Consider the following 16627-nt stretch of genomic DNA (forward strand, 5'->3'; position numbering starts at 1 on the left):
TGCTTATCGGTTTGGACGCTCTGATCTGTCAGCGGTTCAGCCGAGGTGTGTTTCGATAATGTTCGGGAAATCTTCAACTGGTCGGGACATGGGTCCTAGTCCCATGGCTTCGCCCACCCACTCCAGCCCGGGTTTCCAAGCCGTCTTGACTGTATGCCAGTCATGGCCCGATCCCTGGGTGATGACGGCCTGCACCTTCATGCCCGCCTGGTTGGCGGCCTTGGCGATGACCATCATATTGTGCTGGGACTCTTTATCGTTGGACCCGGCTGCGGTGAACAGAAGCTGGCGGGATGGCGCCCGCTCCAGCATGGCCCTGGCCGGAACCTGGGCCAGGAAGCGCTTTCGGTCGCCGCCGAAGTAGTCGCGGATCATCTGTTCCTGCCGACCCTGGGTCGGTTCCAGCTCCCCATCAGCCGGGAGCATGCTTCCATAGACGTCTGGATGCCGTGCCCCAAGCTGGGTGGAGCAGGTCCCGCCCTGGGAGAATCCGCCGATGGCCCATTGCTGGGGCTGGCTGGCGACGGGCAGTTCAGCGCGGATCCAGGCGGGAACGTCACTGCTCAGGTAGGTTTCAGCCTTCCCGTAGACGGGGGAGTCCACGCATAGGCTGTTGTGAGAGGATGAACCGTTCTGGTCGGGGGAGACCACCACTGGTGCCAGGCCGTCGTGCTGGGCGGCGTAGGCATCCATCATGGCCGGAATGGCTCCGGCGGTGAAGAGCCGGTCGGGGCTTCCGGGCTGGCCGGCCAGAAGCACGAACACAGGCAGCGCGGGCGGTTTGTCGCTCAAAGCGGCAGGCGGCAGGTAGATATCAGCTGGCCGTGCTGCGAATCGGGAGCGGCTGTTGGGGATGCGCATGCTGTAGGAGCGGCCGACCCTGGGATGCGAGGGCAGTTCGCCCCGTGAGGCCAAGGATCGCCACTGTGCCACGCTCATGGCCGGTCTGGCTGTCTTATGGTCTTTGTAGTCGGGGTAGAGGGAGACGCTGAACAGGGACCCCAGAGTGGTGAACTCCCCGTAGATGATATCCACTCGAAGCCCGGTGGAAAGCAGGCAGAGCAGGACGGTCAGGGCGGCAAGGACGCGGCGCCAGCCCCGGGCAGTGATCAGGATGCAGACGGCAAACCCCGCTGCCAGGAATCCCAAGGCCACGCTGATGATGACCATCCAGCCCAGGGAGACGCCGAAGAGCATGAAGACGTCGGAGACCAGCCAGGTGGCCAACAGCCCTAGGCCTCCTATGCCTAGGGCAATGGCCGCTTGGCGCAGCAGGGTCCGCCAGCGTCCATGCGTCAGTCCGGTCAGCGCCAGCACGATCAAGGCCAGGGCCGTCAGCGAAAATATTGACGCAGGCAGCCACCCCTGGGTCAGATGAACCTTTGCCAGCCATGCACCCATGCCATTCCTTCCAACCAAAATACATCCGCAGTTCAGTATAGGGAGTGTCCGGTCGCACGGCTGCCATTTGAGCAGTCATTCATTCTCGCCAGGACCGCATCTTCAGATTCCGGTCATGGGTTCGTCTATGGTAGATTTATTGATAATCAATCTCAGTAACGGTCGGCGAGCCTGGCGACAGGTTTGTCCCGTGCCGTCGCCAGGAAGGAACCCCCCATTCATGCATGCCAGCAGCCCACGCCTTTGCCGGACCCGTACCTTGGTCGCCGCCCTCCTGGCCGGACTGACCCTGCTGACCTGTCTGACAGGTTGCGGCAAGAGCGAATCATCCTCGTTGCCCACAGGATCCGGCCCCCTGAAGGTGGTGGCCAGCATCAACCAATGGCAGTCCCTGGCCGTGGACCTGGGCGGCGACCAGGCCCGGGTGGACACCATTCTGAGCAACACCTCGACTGATGCCCACGACTATGAGCCGACGACGGCGGACATCGCCCGGATCAGTCGTGCAGATCTGGTCATCGTCAACGGGGCCGGCATCGACGACTGGGCTGCCAAGGCCGCGGAAACCGGGCAGGCCAAGCTGGTGGACGTATCCAAGGCATCAGGGCGCAAGACCGGCGATAACCCCCATCTCTGGTTTTCCTCCCAGGGCAGGGGGGCAGCTGCCAAGGCCGTGCATGAGGCCTACAGGCAGTTGCGTCCAGACCGAGCGGCTGGCTTCGACAAGGCCTACCAGGACTGGCAGGGTCGGCAGGCCCGGCTGGACGATCTTATTGCCGATGCGCGCAAGCACACCCAGGGACGGCACTACGCGGCCACGGAATCGGCTGCCTACTACCTTTGCCATGATCTGGGCATGGAGGATCTGACCCCAGAGGGGTACCTGCGGGCGGCCGCCAACGAGAGCGAGCCCTCGCCTGAGGACCTGGTGGCCTTCCGTCATTTGCTGGCATCCGGACGCTTGGACATGCTGGTCCTCAACACCCAAGAAGTCAATCGAACCTCCAAGGAGCTGGCTGCTGAGGCTCGCAAGGCCCATGTGCCGGTGTTCGAGGTCAGCGAGCAGCGCCCCGATAAGTACCGGAACCTGGAGGATTGGATCAGCGCCTTGGTCCAGCAGGTGCCGGGCGCCAAGGCCTGATGAGTCCACTTGCGCTTGATGTTCGCCAAGGGATGTTTTCGTGGGGCTTGTCGTCCTTGATGGGAACAATGGCACAGGTATCGGTAAGGGCCCAGCGGGCCCAATCGCCAAAGTCAGGAGTATGCGGTGAACGATCGTAAGCATCAGCCCGGCCGGTGGAGATCCTGGATGCAGAACATGACCGGACGTCTTCAGGTACGCGGGTGGGTCTACCTGCTTGCCTTCATCCTGATTGACTTCCTGTCAGTGGGCATCCTGCAGTGGGGGGTCTCCCTGAACAGCTCCCGCGTCGAGCTGTCCAACCCGCTGATCGGATTCTGGGGCTTCATCTCGGCCATGTGGACCCAGCGTCGGTTCGTCCTGGTGCTCAACATGCTGGCTGTGGGCCTGGTCTACCTGGCCCTGACCTACCTGACCAACCGCTTCTGGGCGGCATCAGGGCTGATCCTGGCCATCTGCGCGGTCATAGCGGTTATCGAACGCTTCAAGGTGCGTGCACGGTATGAGGCTGTCCTGCCCTCGGACCTGGATTTCCTCCATGCTGATGCGGCCAACCTGGTCTCCTTCCTGCCGGCCCGGTCCCTGATCATGATCGGGCTAGGCATCGTGGCCCTGATCGTCCTCGGCGCGCTTTGCTGGGTGGTGACGCGGATGGATGCCCGTCGCGGCCGTCCGGTGGCCACTGGCAACAAGCCTTTGGGTGCGGGACTCCGTACAGCAGGTGTTCTTGTTCCGGTGCTGGTGGTGGCGGTGTTCATGTCCACTGTGGGCACCTACGGCAGTCCCGCCTACCGTTTCTCGCAGTTCATGGGCGACAAACCCTCCATGTGGGACTCGGTCTATGACGCCCAGCGCAACGGGGTCTTCGTGTCATTCTCCCGGCAGCTGCGACCCAAGGTCATGGACCAGCCCGCAGGATACAGTCGTGCCACCATGCAGTCTCTGGCCCATCGATACCAGCTTTCGGCGGACCGCATCAACCATGACCGCAAGTCCTATATGAATGAGTCGAGCCTGGTCTACATCCTCTCCGAGTCGTTCTCGGATCCCACACGGGTGCCGGGCGTCGCGCTCAACCAGGACCCCATGCCTCATATCAGATCCATCAAGGAGGGCACCACCAGCGGGCTCATGCTCTCCTCCGGCTATGGCGGGGGAACGGCCAATCTGGAGTTCCAGGCCATGACCGGCCTGTCCATGGCTAACTTCGATCCCTCGCTGACCTCCCCCTATCAGCAGGTCATCCCTCACCTGAACTGGATACCCACGGTCAATCAGGCTTGGGGGACGCCATCCAGGTCCCTGGCCTTCCACCCCTACGAGTCCTCCATGTATTCCAGGGCCGAGAACTACAAGAAGTTCGGCTTCTCGCATTTCTACTCGCTGACCGGTCCTGATCAGATAGCCCACCAGGACCGCATCGACCGCAGCCAGTATGTGGGGGATCGCTCCGCTTACGAATCCGCCTTGGAGCAGATGGGCGACGACAGGGGCAACCAGTTCGTCGAGGTCATCACCATGCAGAACCACATGCCCTACAACGACTGGTATGACAACAACGGCTTCTCGGTCAGTTCATCCGACCCCAACAGGCCCTTGGGCGACGATGAGATGCAATCCATACGCACCTATGCCAAGGGGGTCAGCCTGAGCGATCAGGCTACCGCCGATTTCCTGAACAGCCTTGACTCCCAGAGCAAGCCGGTCACCGTGGTCTTCTATGGGGATCATCTGCCCGGCATCTACGGCACGGCAAGCTGGGACGAGCGCAACTCCCTGGCCCTGCATCTGACCGACTACTTCATCTGGTCAAACAAGGCTTCGGACTCTTCTGGAGCACAGGTCAGCAATAGCGCTTATTCCTCGCCAAACTTCTTCCAAGCCCAGGCGGCCGAGCACATGGATGCCAAGGTCTCGCCCTTTACGGCCTTCCTGACCGAGCTACACGACAAGATCAGTGCCATCGAGCCTCCGGTGGCCAACCAGATCCAGGACTGGAACAGAATACCGGCAGGGCAGACCAACTATCTGAATGCCCAGGGCCAGCCCATGAATGCCCGAGACTTCGACAAGGCCACCCGACAGCTCCTGAACGACTACAAGCTGATTCAGTACGACATCATGGCCGGCAAGCACTACCTGCAGGGGACTGGCTTTAACACCACGCCCACCCGCCGCTCCGATGCTGCCCGACAGAAGGCTGAAAAGAAGCGCCAGGCCAAAGAGCAGGCCAAGGAGCAAGTCCGCCAGGAAGAGCAGAACCGGGACAAGGACCGGGAGAGCTCGACCAGTTCGGCCAACTAGGCTTCCAGTCCGCGGTGGCCGATGTCGTGTCGATAGAAGAGTCCGGGCATCGACAATCCGTCCAGCCGGTCATAGACTCGCCGGGCGGCCTGGGCCAGGTCGTCGCCTTGGGCCACGACCAGGGCGGTCCTTCCCGAGGAGGACGTCAGGCCAGTGGAAGCCGAGCCGGACACTCCGGCGTAGTAGGCTCTGAGGTCCTGCTCCGGGGCGATCAGCGGCACGGGCACTCCGGTCTTGGGATTGCCGGGATAGCCCTGGGCTGCCAGGATGACACCCAGGCGGCTGTGGGATTCGTCCCAGGTGAACTGCGGCTCTCCGCCCTCCATCAGCGTGCGGATGGCCGTGCCCAAGTCGCTGGTCAGCGCAGGCAGCACCACCTCGGTCTCCGGGTCGCCCAGTCGCGCATTGAACTCGATGACTTCAGGACCCTTGTCAGTGACCATGAGCCCTGTGTACAGAACTCCGGTGAAGGGACTGCCTTCTTGCGCCAGGGCACGGACTGCGGGCGCGACGATGGTATCCAGGGCCTTTTGGGTCAGTTCCGGGCCGAACTGCGGCAGAGGGGAGTAGGCCCCCATGCCTCCAGTGTTGGGACCCCGATCCCCGTCATAGGCGGGCTTGTGGTCCTGGGACAGGGGCATGGGCCAGAACTGCTCGCCCCGGACGAAGCACATGAGCGAGCACTCCTGACCCGCCAGCCGATCCTCGATGACCACCCGGGCTCCGGCCTGCCCGAACTTATGATCGATGAAGATGGCATCCAGGGCCTGCATGGCCTGGTCAAGGTCGGCGGCCACCGTCACACCCTTGCCGGCTGCCAGACCGTCAGCTTTAATGACGACCGGAGCGCCGTGCGAGTGCACATAGGACTTGGCACTGTCCAAGTCATGAAAAACCGCATAGTCAGCGGTAGGAATCCCATGCCTACGCATCAGGTCCTTGGCAAAGCCCTTGGACCCTTCGATGCGGGCCGCGGCCTTGGTAGGCCCAAAGGCTGGAATGCCGGCAGCCTGCAGTTCGTCGACCAATCCAGCGGTTAAAGGGGCCTCGGGTCCGACGAAGACCCAATCGATTCCCAGCTCGCGTATTGCAGCGATCAGTTTTTCTGGCTGCGAGGAATCCTCCTGCAGCAGGCTGATGCCGTCCGGCTCCATACCCGGGTTGCCTGGGGCGCACCAAACCCGATCCACTCCTGGTCCGGACAGCAGGGTGGTGGCGATAACGTGCTCCCTGGCTCCCGAGCCGATGACCAGTACCTTGTCCGCCATGATGGGCTCCTCTCGCTATTACTGACGACCGTTGTCGTTAAGGATGACCTGCTGGCCGTTTTGAGCATCTGTCACCCGTCCGATCAGGGCGTAGGGCTCCTGCTCATCATCCAGGACTGCGCGGGCCTGGTCCAGCTGGTCAGGAGAAACCACCAGAACCATCCCAATGCCCATGTTGAAGATGTTGTACATCTCCAGATGGTCGACCCTGCCCATTGCTTCGATCATGGTGAAGATAGGCGGCACATGCCAGGCATCCAGATTGAAGCTGGCAGCCAGTCCTTCGGGCAGGATCCTGGGCACTTTTTCCACGAAGCCGCCGCCGGTGATGTGGGCGGCGCCCCTGAGCAGGCCGGAGGCGAAGAGCGGGCGCAGGGCCTTGACATAGATGTGGGTGGGGGTCAACAGTTCCTCTCCCAGGGTCCGTCCGCCAAGCTGGTAGGGCCGATCCTCCAGCTTCATGCCCCCCTGGTCCAGCAGGACCTGGCGGATCAGCGAGAAGCCATTGGAGTGGACGCCCGAGGAGGGCAGGCCGATCAGCTGGTCGCCTTCTCTGATGGCCGAACCGTCCACCAGGGACTCACGCTCGACCACACCCACGGTGAATCCGGCCAGATCGTACTCGTCGGGCTGGTACATGTCGGGCATCTCGGCGGTCTCGCCGCCTACCAGGGCGGCCCCGGCCTGGACGCAGCCGTCGGCCACACCCTTGACCACCTGCTCCAGCAGAGCCGGGTCATTGTGTCCGCAGGCGATGTAGTCCAGGAAGATCAGCGGCTCGGCCCCCTGGGCGATGATGTCATTGACGCACATGGCCACGCAGTCCCGGCCGATGGTGTCATGGCGGCCGGCTTCCCGGGCCACCATCAGCTTGGTGCCCACGCCGTCAGTGCCCGAGACCAGGACTGGGTGGCGGTAATTGAGGGCAGACAGATCGAAGTCGCCGCCGAAGCCGCCGATGTCGCCGGCGCCCGGCCTGCGGGTCCTGGCCGTGTGGGAGCGGATCCTGTCGATCAATTCGTATCCGGCCTCCACCGATACCCCAGCCTGCTCATATGCCTTCGGCATGGATGCCCCTTTCTCTGCCCTGTCTGTTCTGCTCTTCGCTAGTGCTCATTGGTCTGTCTTCTGCCCCGACCCCGCAGGCATGTCAAGCCCGTAGGATCCCTTGGAGGCTTCCAGCCGGGCCCGGTCCTCTGGGGTCAGCGAGGCCAGGAAGCCCTGCTCGTAGTCGTCAAGCCGTGTTGGGTAGTCTCCGTTGAAGTAGGCCACGCAGAGTCCCTGGTAGGGTGCATCACGACCCAGGCCGATGGAATCCACCAGGCCGTCCAGACTCAGGTAGGCCAGGGAATCGGCCTCGATGGCTTCTCTGATCTGCTCCACGGACTTCTTGGCGGCAATCAGCTCGGAGGTCCGTTGGATGTCGATGCCGTAGTAGCAGGGGTAGCGCAGGGGAGGGGAGGCGATGCGCATGTGCACCTCGCTGGCCCCAGCTTCCCGGAGCAGGCGGACGATTCTGCGCGAGGTGGTGCCTCGGACGATGGAATCGTCGATGACCACCACTCGTTTGCCGGCTACAACGCCGCGCACAGCGGCCAGTTTCATCCTGACGCCCTGCTCGCGCATGGCCTGGCTGGGCTGGATGAAAGTGCGGGCCACATACTGGTTCTTGATCAGCCCCATCTCGTTGGGCAGCCCGGCCGCCTCGGCATAGCCTGAAGCGGCGGACAGGGAGGAGTTGGGCACCCCGATGACCATGTCGGCGTCCACCGGGGCCTCACGGGCTAGCCTCGCGCCCATTCTCTTGCGGGCCGAATGGACGTTGACCCCATAAATATTGGAGTCGGGCCTGGCGAAGTAGATGAACTCCATGGAGCAGATGGACAGGCAGGTCTGATCGGTATAGCGCTCGATGCTGTAGCCTGAGTCGTCCACCCGGACGATTTCGCCGGGACCGATGTCCCGCACCAGCCTGGCGCCGACCAGGTCCAATGCGCAGGTCTCCGAGGCCAGGACATAGGCCCCTCCTGGCAGCTGGCCCAGGGAAAGGGGACGGAAGCCGTTGGGATCCATGGCTCCGATCATGGCATCCTCGGTCATGAGCAGGTAGGCGAAGCCGCCATGGACCTGGCGCAAGGCCTGTTTGAGCGCCGCCATGAAGTCCTTTTCAGGGCTGCGCCGAATCAGGTGCATGAGCACCTCGGTGTCGGAGTTGGAGTGGAAGATGGCCCCCTGATCCTCCAGCTGCGCCTTGAGGCTGTTGCAGTTGGTCAGGTTGCCGTTGTGGGCCAGGGCTATGTCCCCGTCATGGAAGCGGAAGACGAAGGGCTGGATGTTCTCGATGGACCCTGAGCCGGTTGTGGCGTAACGAACGTGGCCGATGGCCCGGTCACCGGTCAGCGGTGCCAGGCTGTACTCGTCCGGGAAGACCTGAGTCAGCAGGCCCAGGCCCCGCCGTCCTATCAGGTGCCCCTGGTCGTTGGAAACGATGCCGGCGCCCTCCTGGCCGCGGTGCTGCAGGGCATGCAGGCCGAAGTAGGTCAGCCGGGCAGCGTCGGGGTGCCCCCAGACGCCGAAAATCCCGCACTCCTCGTGGATGCCTTCAAGCTCCAACGACATGGTCTATGTCCTTTCCCCTAGGCGGCAAAGTAGTCCACTCCCGACTGGAAGAGCGGCTGCGTGCGGTTTCCGGGCACGTTGAGATACAGGTCGGGGCCGCTGCGCTCCGTGTGGCCCATCTTGCCCAGCACCCGGCCGTCCGGGCTGGTGATGGCCTCGACGGCCATGTCGGATCCATTGGGGTTGACCAGCGGATCCATGGATGGACGGCCCTGCTCATCTACATACTGGGCTGCCACCTGTCCTCGGTCGATCAGGGTGCGCAGGAGGCCGGGCTCGGCCACGAACCGTCCTTCCCCGTGGCTGATGGGCATGGTGTGGATGTCGCCCACCCGGCAGGCGCTCAGCCAGGGGGAGCGTGTGGAGCTGATCCGGGTGTGGACCAGACGGCTCTGATGGCGACCGATGGTGTTGACGGCCAGGGTGGGATCCTCGGGCGAGCCGGTGACGATTTTGCCATAGGGAACCAGGCCCAGCTTGATCAGCGCCTGGAAGCCGTTGCAAACGCCCAGAACCAGCCCGTCCCGGTCCTGCAAAAGCTCCTGGAGGGCGTCGGCTACCTGGTTGGAACGCAGGAAGGATGCCACCAGTTTGGCCGAACCGTCTGGCTCATCGCCGCCGGAGAAGCCTCCGGGCAGCATCAGTATCTGGCTGCTGCGAATGGCCCGGGCCAGGCGGCTGGAGCTTTCGGTCACGTCCTCGGCATTCAGGTTGCGGATGACCACGGTATCCACCTGGGCTCCAGCGTCCTGGAAGGCCCGTGCGGAGTCGAACTCGCAGTTGGTGCCGGGGAAGACGGGCATGACCACCCTGGGGCGTGCGGTCTTGGCAGCCCCCCTGGTTCTGCGCGCCGCTGGCCTGCCGGGCTCACGGTCGGTGCGGCCGATGGTCGGCACCTGGTCGCCTTGGCCCCGGTACGGGAAGATGCCTTCCAATCCCCTGGCACGGATTTCCTCAAGCTCAGCCAGGTCCAGATCCTCGCCGCCGCAGCGCAGACGATAATCCTCGCGAGTGTGTCCAAGGAGGCGCAAATGCAGGCCGGAATTCTGAATGAACAGGGGCTCCGGACCCGAGGTCTCCAGGATGAAGCTTCCATAGGCGGGGCGGAAGAGCGCAGATATAGCAGTGTCTGATGCCAGATCCAGCCCGATCCTGTTGCCTATGCACATTTCCATCAGGGACTGTGCCATGCATCCGTAGCCCGGAGTGGCTGCAGCATCCACCAGGCCCTGGCTGATCATCGATTCCACCTGGTCCATGACGGTCCGCAGGCTCTCCGGATCGGGCAGCAAACCGTCCTCTTGGTATTCGGGCGTCAAGAGATAGACATGACGGTCAGCCGCCTTGAATTCGGGGGAGACTGCATCCTTGGCCTGCCCCAGGGCCACAGCAAAGCTGATCAGTGTGGGCGGCACATCCAGGTCCTCGAAGCTGCCGGACATGGAGTCCTTGCCGCCTATGGCCCCCACCGCCAGGTCCAGTTGGGCCTGGAGGGCGCCAAGGACGCCGGCCACTGGCAGGCCCCATCGCCGGGGGTCGCCGCCGGGCTTGGGGTAGTACTCCTGCAGGCTCAGGTGGGCATGGGAACGGCTGAAGCCAGAGGCCACCAGCTTGGCCAGGCTCTCTACCACGGCCAGGTAGGCGCCGGTGTATGGGTCCTGGCTGCTGATCCAGGGGTTGAATCCCCAGGCCATGGCCGAGGCGGTGGCAGTGTGCCCATCCACGGGCAGCTTGGCCACCATGGCCTGGGCCGGTGTCAGCTGTCGGGCTCCGCCGAAGGGCATGAGGACGGTGCCTGCGCCGATGGTGGAGTCGAACTGTTCGGCCAGACCCTGCTGGGAGCAGACGTTGATATCTGCAAGCAGGGCCTTCATGCGCGCGTCCAGGTTGCCTTGGACCTCGAAGGGGGCATGGTAGGGAGCAGGGACCGCCACCTGGGCATCGGCCTTATGAGGGGCGCCGTTGGAGGCCAGGAAGGATCGGGGGATGTCCACGATGGTCTCTGATCGCCAGGTCATCCGCAGCCGGGGTTCTTCGGTGACCTCGGCGATGACGGTGGCCTCGAGGTCCTCCTGCTGGGCGTACTCGATGAAGGCGGGCGCGTCTTCGGCAGCCAGGGCCACGGCCATGCGCTCCTGGCTCTCGGAAATGGCGATTTCGGTACCGTCCAGCCCCTGGTACTTGAGCGGCACCCGGTCCAGGTCCACGTTCAGCCCGTCCGCCAGTTCGCCCACGGCCACGGCAACGCCGCCGGCTCCGAAGTCATTGCAGCGCTCAATCAGCCTGGCCGCCTCCTGACGGCGGAAGAGGCGCTGGAGCTTGCGCTCCTCAGGTGCATCGCCCTTCTGCACCTCAGCTCCGCAACGTTCCAGACTTTCTTCGTTCTGGGACTTGGAAGCTCCGGTGGCGCCGCCGATTCCGTCGCGGCCGGTCCTGCCGCCCACCAGGATGATCAGATCGCCGGGTGCGGGCCGGCGGCGGATCACATGGTCGGCCGGTGTGGCGGCCACCACAGCGCCCACCTCCATACGCTTGGCCGCATAGCCTGGGTGGTAGATTTCCCGAACCTGCCCGGTGGCCAGCCCGATCTGGTTGCCATAGGAGGAGTAGCCATCGGCTGCCTGACGGACGATCCGGCTCTGGGGCAGCTTGCCGGGCAGGGTCTGATCCAGCGGTTGACGGGGATCTGCTGCCCCGCTGACCCTCATGGCCTGGTAGACGTAGCCCCTTCCGGACAGGGGATCACGGATGGCTCCGCCGATGCAGGTGGCTGCACCACCGAAGGGCTCGATCTCGGTGGGATGGTTATGGGTCTCGTTTTTGAACAGGAAGAGCCAGTCTTGATCCTGGCCGTCCACGTCGACCTTGGTCCGGATAGTGCAGGCGTTGACCTCCTCGGACTGGTCCACGTCGTTCAGGATGCCGCGCTTCTGCAGGTACTTGGCTCCGATGGTGGCCATGTCCATCAGGCATTCAGGTCGGTCCTGACGGCCCAGTTCTCCTCGGATTGCCCGATACCGTTCCAGCGTGGTCCGTACTCGGGGGTTGTCCGCCTCGATCCGTTCCAGCCTGGTATTGAAGGTGGTGTGCCGGCAGTGGTCCGACCAATAGGTGTCGATCACCTTGAGCTCGGTCAGGGTCGGATCGCGCTTTTCCTGGCGGTAGTGATCCCGGCAGAAGCGGGCATCCGGCAGATCCATGGCCAGGTCCAGCTTGTCGATCAATGCTTCCAGTCCAGGATCATCCAGATCGCGGAACCCGTCCAATACAGGCACTGGATCCGGATCGTCGTCAGGCATGGCCAGGGTCTTGGGCTGCTCCAGCCCTACCACCCGTGAGTCGACCGGATTGACCAGGTAATTGCGGATGGCCTCTATTTGCTCGGCATCCAGGTCGCCCTGGAGCAGATAGACGGTGGCTGTGGCCACCAAGGGGCGGGCGCCCTGGCCGATCAGCTGGACACACTGGGCTGCGGAGTCGGCTCGCTGATCGAACTGGCCGGGCAGGGGGGCCACGGCGAAGAGCATGGGGGAGTCCAGCGGCGGCAGGTTCTCGTCGCCCTTCATGCGCAGGGCCTGCTCCAATTGGGTGGCCACCAGATCGGTCTGGGGCTGGGCGAAGACCGTGGGCAGGCAGCGTTTGAAGAGGTCTTCGTCGATGCCTTCCAGATCGTAGCGGTTGAACATGCGCAGGCCGGTCAGCCCTTGCACGCCCGGCAGGGTGCGCAGCTGTTCGGCAAGCCTGTCGGCGGCCTGGTCGAAGCCCCGCTTTTTCTCGGTATAGACACGGAAGAGCACAATGGATCCTTTCGCGATGGACTGGTTGGGGACCAATGAAAAACCCGGAGGCGATATGCTCGCTTCCGGGTCGACCGATTCAGCTGTTCGATTGGCTTTCGCGCTCCTCCAATTCGGTCAGCCCATCCAGAATGGTTTGATAAGCCGGAATGATGCTGCCCAGGTCCCTGCGGAAGATGTCCTTGTCCAAGTGGGTGACCTGGCCGTCATTATTGTTGCCGATCGCCCAGAGCCGGCAGGTGTCGGGGGTGATCTCGTCGCCGAGAAGGATGATGCCCGATCCGGTCTTGCCCATTTCGATCTTGAAGTCCACCAGCTCCACGTTGATGGCGCGGAAGATGCTGGTCAGGGTCCCGTTGATTTCCCGGGTCTTCGCGGCGATGATGTCCAGATCCTGCTCAGTGGCCAGTCCCAGGGCCAGAATGTCGTCCCGGTTGATAAATGGATCATCCAGGGGATCGGACTTGTAGAAGAACTCCAGCACCGGCTGCTTCAAGGTCGTGCCTTCCTCAACCCCGTACCGCTGGGCGAAGGAGCCTGCGGCCCGGTTGCGCATGACGATCTCCAGCGGGAACATGTCCAGCCGGCGGTTGAGTTGTTCGGTATCTGAGACGCTGCGTATGAAGTGGCTGGGGATCCCCCGGCGGGCCAGCAGGGAGAATATCACCGTGGTGATCCTGTTGTTCAGTCTGGCCTTGCCTTCGATATTGGCCTTCTTGGCCCCGTTCCCCGCGGTGGCCTGGTCAGTGTACTCAACCCAGAGTATGTCCGGGTCATCCGTCTCGTACAGTTTCTTGGCCTTGCCTTGATAGCGCATTCCCAACTTTTCCACTGTTCGCCTTCCTCGAGTTTGTTGCGAATTGGAAACTTCTGCACTGCTTGGGACACGACCACCATAGCAAGCCCGGGTTACATCCCCGTGCCCACCCGGGGTTTCAGATCGTGGACCACGGCTTCGGCACGCTCGGTGGCGGTCTGCAAATCTGGCCCCAAGGCCAGGGCCACGCCCATGCGGCGCAGGCCATGCACTTCCGGCTTGGAGAAGATGCGCAGATCGGTGCTTGGGTGGTCCAGGGCCTGCGGCAAGCCTTGGAAGCTGACCGGTCCCTGGCCCCTGACCAGGATGGGCCGGCTGACCGCGCATGCGCCTTCCGGCAGACTCAGGGCCAGATCCTCCTGGTGGACGGGAATGCCCAGGATGGCCCGGGCGTGAAGGTCGAACTCGCTCAGCCGTTGGGAGATCATGGTCACCATGCCGGTGTCATGGGGGCGCGGCGCCACCTCGTTGAAGAGCAGGGAGCCGTCGCGCAGGACGAAGATCTCCACACCGTAGATCCCCCAACCGGTCTCGCCGCTCTGGCGGGCCAGGGAGGTCATGGCCTCAACCAGTCGGGTGGCCATGCTCCGGGCCTGCTGCAGGATGTCAGGATTCAGATCCGCCGGTTGCCAGGAGAGGCGGTAGTCCCCGTCCTCCTGACGCTGGCCGATGGGCGTGCAGGTGGTCACGCCGGCGCAGGAGGCCACGGTCAGAACCGTCAGCTCATGGGCCAGGGGGGCCAGGGCCTCCACGATGACCTCGGCCTTGCCCTGGTGCTTGGTGGCTGCCCGGCCTTGGGTCAGTGCCGAATTCCAGGCTTGAGACAAACCCTCCCTGCTTCGCACCAGAGTCTGTCCGTGGCCGGAGGAGCTCATCAGGGGTTTGACCATGCAGGGGTAGCCCACCTGGTCCGCCGCGCTGGCCAGCTCTTCGGGGGAGTCGGCGAATCGGTAGGGGGTAGTGGGCAGGCCTACCTGTTCGTGGGCGAAGACGCGCAGGGCCCTGCGATCCATGCACATGGCCGCCAGGGGGGCGGCAGGCACTACCTGGATGCCCCGGGCCGCGGCACCGACCAGGCGGTCTGTGGCGATGGCCTCCACTTCAGGCACGATCAAATCGGGGTGGACCTTGTCGATCAGGTCCTCCAAAGCCTGCGGATCGCTCATTTTCACCTGGTAGCCCGCATGGGCCACCTGGGTGGCTGGTGCGCCAGGGTAGGAGTCCGCCGCGCCAACCCAGGCACCCAGCCGCATCAGACTGATGGCTATCTCGCGGCCGAGTTCGCCGGCTCCCAGGAGAAGGACTCGTGTAGGTCTTGGCCCCAGAGGAGAGCCGAACGGTCGCTCCCCGGGATTGATGGTGTTGATAATCCGCTGCTGACCGGATGCGCTCATACCCATATTCTGCCACCGACCCATCGACCAAGCAGGCGGTTTATCGATACATGTCTATAAGCGACATCTATAGAGGCCTTCTTGTCCACTGGCCGCCGGGACGATTACCATGTCAGGCAGTCGACCAGGGAAGGCGGGAACGTGAGCGAGCGGACACCGGCGGTGCGGATGGAGCACCTGACCAAGACCTATCACAGCGACGACGACGAAGACAAGACGGCACTGGCCGACATTGATCTGACCGTCGAAACTGGGGATATTTTTGGCATCATTGGCCTGAGCGGGGCGGGCAAGTCCACACTGGTCCGCTGCATTAACGGGCTGGAGGATTACGACTCGGGCAGCGTCAAGGTCCGCGGCCGCGAGGTCAAGGATCTGGCTCCGGCCGAGCTGAGGGACCTGAGGCGTCGTACCGGCATGATCTTCCAGCATTTCAACCTGATGCCCTCCAGAACGGTGGCCGACAATGTGGGCCTGCCTCTGCGGGGGAGCGGCCGCGACCGTGCATCTCGACGGGCCCGGGTGTCCGAGCTTCTGGAACTGGTAGGACTGACCGAGCTGGCCGACCACTATCCCGCCGAGCTCTCCGGCGGCCAGCAGCAGCGGGTGGCCATCGCCCGAGCCCTGGCCAACGAACCGGATATCCTGCTCAGCGACGAGGCCACCAGCGCACTGGATCCGACCACCACGCGCTCCATTCTTCAGCTGCTCCGCGACCTGCACGACCAGCTGGGCATCACCGTGGTCATGATCACCCATGAGATGTCGGTCATCCGGCAGATCTGCAACCGGGTGGCGGTCATCGACCAGGGCGTCATCGTGGAGCAGGGCAGGGTCTTCGATGTCTTTGCAGACCCCAAGGCCCAGCTGACCAAATCCTTCGTGGCCACCACCTCCAACCTGGACAAGGTCAAGGATCTGATGGCCGCCGATTCGCCCCTGGTGGCCCTGGAGCCCGGGCAGACCCTCATGCGCATGTCCTATGTCTCCAAGGAGGTCTCCGAGGCCCTGGTCTCCACCATCAGCCGTCGCTACAACCTGGACGTCAACATCATCTTCGGCGACATCGATGTGGTGGAGGGTGCGCCCCTGGGCGGTCTGGTGGTCAGAATGGGCGGCGACGCTGAAAACATCCGCCAGGCCATGGAATACCTGCGCTCGCGCAACATCGGAATCGAGGTTCTCAAGTCATGACGTCCCTGCTTACTGCCTGGTTCCCCAACGTCATGAGCCGGCTGCCGGAGTTTTTCAGCAGCATGGTTCAGACCCTGGTCATGGTCGGCGTCTCCGGGGTGGTCTCCTTCCTGCTGGCCCTGGTCATCGGGGTGGGGCTGATCATCAGCCGACGTGACGGCATCCGCCACAACGGCCTGGTCTTCACTATCCTGGACAAGCTGATCGACCTTTTCCGCTCCATCCCCTTCATCATTCTGGCGGCGGCCCTGGTGCCGGTGACCAGGATGCTCATGGGCACGGCCATCGGGCCCAAGGGGGCGATCTTCCCCCTGGTCGTGGGCATCACGCCTTTCTTCTCCCGACAGATCGAGTCGGCCCTTGCAGGTCTGGATCCTGGGTACGTCGAGGCGGCGGAGTCCATGGGCATGACCACCTGGCAGATCATCTGGCATGTCTACCTGCGTGAGGGCATCCCCTCCATCATCCGGGTGACCACCATCACCATCGTCAGTCTGGTGGGCGAGACCGCCACCGTGGGCATCGTGGGCGGCGGAGGTCTGGGCGACTTCGCCATCCGTCTGGGCTACCAGCGGTCCATGAATGACGTGACCATCGCCACCATCATCGTGCTGGTCATCTTCATCGCCCTGATCGAACTGTTCGGCCGGCTTCTGGCCGAGGTCGTCGAACACTGAGCAACCCGGGAAAGG

General features: G+C 63.5%; 11 protein-coding genes. 4 read left to right on the forward strand and 7 right to left on the reverse strand.

Features of this window, described 5'->3' with window-relative positions; translation table 11 throughout:
- Positions 1-36 precede the first annotated feature (36 nt).
- On the reverse strand, positions 37-1401 hold the full coding sequence (locus tag ACUIAH_RS00510) for an alpha/beta hydrolase (RefSeq protein WP_445341023.1): 1365 nt from the start codon (positions 1399-1401) through the stop codon (positions 37-39).
- Between the two features lie 220 nt (positions 1402-1621).
- Between ACUIAH_RS00510 and ACUIAH_RS00515 the strand changes: the two genes are divergently transcribed.
- Together ACUIAH_RS00515 and ACUIAH_RS00520 are read left to right on the forward strand one after the other, a co-directional pair.
- Positions 1622-2542: a metal ABC transporter solute-binding protein, Zn/Mn family gene (locus tag ACUIAH_RS00515; RefSeq protein ID WP_445341024.1), complete on the forward strand. Its 921-nt coding sequence runs from the start codon at positions 1622-1624 to the stop codon at positions 2540-2542.
- A gap of 126 nt (positions 2543-2668) precedes the next feature.
- Positions 2669-4846, forward strand: a complete 2178-nt coding sequence (locus ACUIAH_RS00520) for a sulfatase-like hydrolase/transferase (protein ID WP_445341025.1) — start codon at positions 2669-2671, stop codon at positions 4844-4846.
- On the opposite strand, the gene purD is transcribed toward ACUIAH_RS00520, so the two are convergent.
- The 6 genes from purD to purT all read right to left on the reverse strand — a co-directional run bounded on the left by purD (position 4843) and on the right by purT (position 14747).
- On the reverse strand, positions 4843-6114 hold the full coding sequence (gene purD, locus ACUIAH_RS00525) for a phosphoribosylamine--glycine ligase (protein ID WP_445341026.1): 1272 nt from the start codon (positions 6112-6114) through the stop codon (positions 4843-4845). The genes ACUIAH_RS00520 and purD overlap by 4 nt on opposite strands.
- Before the next feature lie 18 nt (positions 6115-6132).
- A complete protein-coding gene (gene purM / locus ACUIAH_RS00530; RefSeq protein ID WP_445341027.1) occupies positions 6133-7182 on the reverse strand; it encodes a phosphoribosylformylglycinamidine cyclo-ligase in 1050 nt (349 codons plus the stop codon).
- Positions 7183-7227: 45 nt separating this feature from the next.
- Positions 7228-8733, reverse strand: a complete 1506-nt coding sequence (gene purF, locus ACUIAH_RS00535) for an amidophosphoribosyltransferase (RefSeq protein ID WP_445341028.1) — start codon at positions 8731-8733, stop codon at positions 7228-7230.
- Positions 8734-8750: 17 nt separating this feature from the next.
- On the reverse strand, positions 8751-12530 hold the full coding sequence (locus ACUIAH_RS00540) for a phosphoribosylformylglycinamidine synthase (protein ID WP_445341029.1): 3780 nt from the start codon (positions 12528-12530) through the stop codon (positions 8751-8753).
- Between the two features lie 79 nt (positions 12531-12609).
- The gene (gene purC / locus ACUIAH_RS00545) at positions 12610-13362 is read right to left on the reverse strand and encodes a phosphoribosylaminoimidazolesuccinocarboxamide synthase (protein WP_445341030.1); all 753 of its coding nucleotides are present in this window, start codon (positions 13360-13362) and stop codon (positions 12610-12612) included.
- A 77-nt stretch (positions 13363-13439) separates the two neighbouring features.
- A complete protein-coding gene (gene purT / locus ACUIAH_RS00550) occupies positions 13440-14747 on the reverse strand; it encodes a formate-dependent phosphoribosylglycinamide formyltransferase (RefSeq protein WP_445341031.1) in 1308 nt (435 codons plus the stop codon).
- Positions 14748-14882: 135 nt separating this feature from the next.
- Between purT and ACUIAH_RS00555 the strand changes: the two genes are divergently transcribed.
- Together ACUIAH_RS00555 and ACUIAH_RS00560 are read left to right on the forward strand one after the other, a co-directional pair.
- Positions 14883-15935: a methionine ABC transporter ATP-binding protein gene (locus ACUIAH_RS00555; protein WP_445341032.1), complete on the forward strand. Its 1053-nt coding sequence runs from the start codon at positions 14883-14885 to the stop codon at positions 15933-15935.
- Positions 15932-16612, forward strand: a complete 681-nt coding sequence (locus ACUIAH_RS00560) for a methionine ABC transporter permease (protein WP_445341033.1) — start codon at positions 15932-15934, stop codon at positions 16610-16612. Before ACUIAH_RS00555 ends, ACUIAH_RS00560 begins: the two co-directional genes overlap by 4 nt.
- The last annotated feature ends 15 nt before the right edge of the window (positions 16613-16627 follow it).

The organism is Bifidobacterium sp. ESL0820, from assembly GCF_052606235.1.

What these genes read in the sequence shown, in the direction of transcription:
- ACUIAH_RS00510 (WP_445341023.1), bottom strand. Translation starts at nt 1,401, where the DNA reads ATGGGTGCATGGCTGGCAAAGGTTCATCTGACCCAGGGGTGGCTGCCT.
- ACUIAH_RS00515 (WP_445341024.1), top strand. Translation starts at nt 1,622, where the DNA reads ATGCATGCCAGCAGCCCACGCCTTTGCCGGACCCGTACCTTGGTCGCC.
- purD (WP_445341026.1), bottom strand. Translation starts at nt 6,114, where the DNA reads ATGGCGGACAAGGTACTGGTCATCGGCTCGGGAGCCAGGGAGCACGTT.
- purM (WP_445341027.1), bottom strand. Translation starts at nt 7,182, where the DNA reads ATGCCGAAGGCATATGAGCAGGCTGGGGTATCGGTGGAGGCCGGATAC.
- purF (WP_445341028.1), bottom strand. Translation starts at nt 8,733, where the DNA reads ATGTCGTTGGAGCTTGAAGGCATCCACGAGGAGTGCGGGATTTTCGGC.
- purT (WP_445341031.1), bottom strand. Translation starts at nt 14,747, where the DNA reads ATGGGTATGAGCGCATCCGGTCAGCAGCGGATTATCAACACCATCAAT.
- ACUIAH_RS00560 (WP_445341033.1), top strand. Translation starts at nt 15,932, where the DNA reads ATGACGTCCCTGCTTACTGCCTGGTTCCCCAACGTCATGAGCCGGCTG.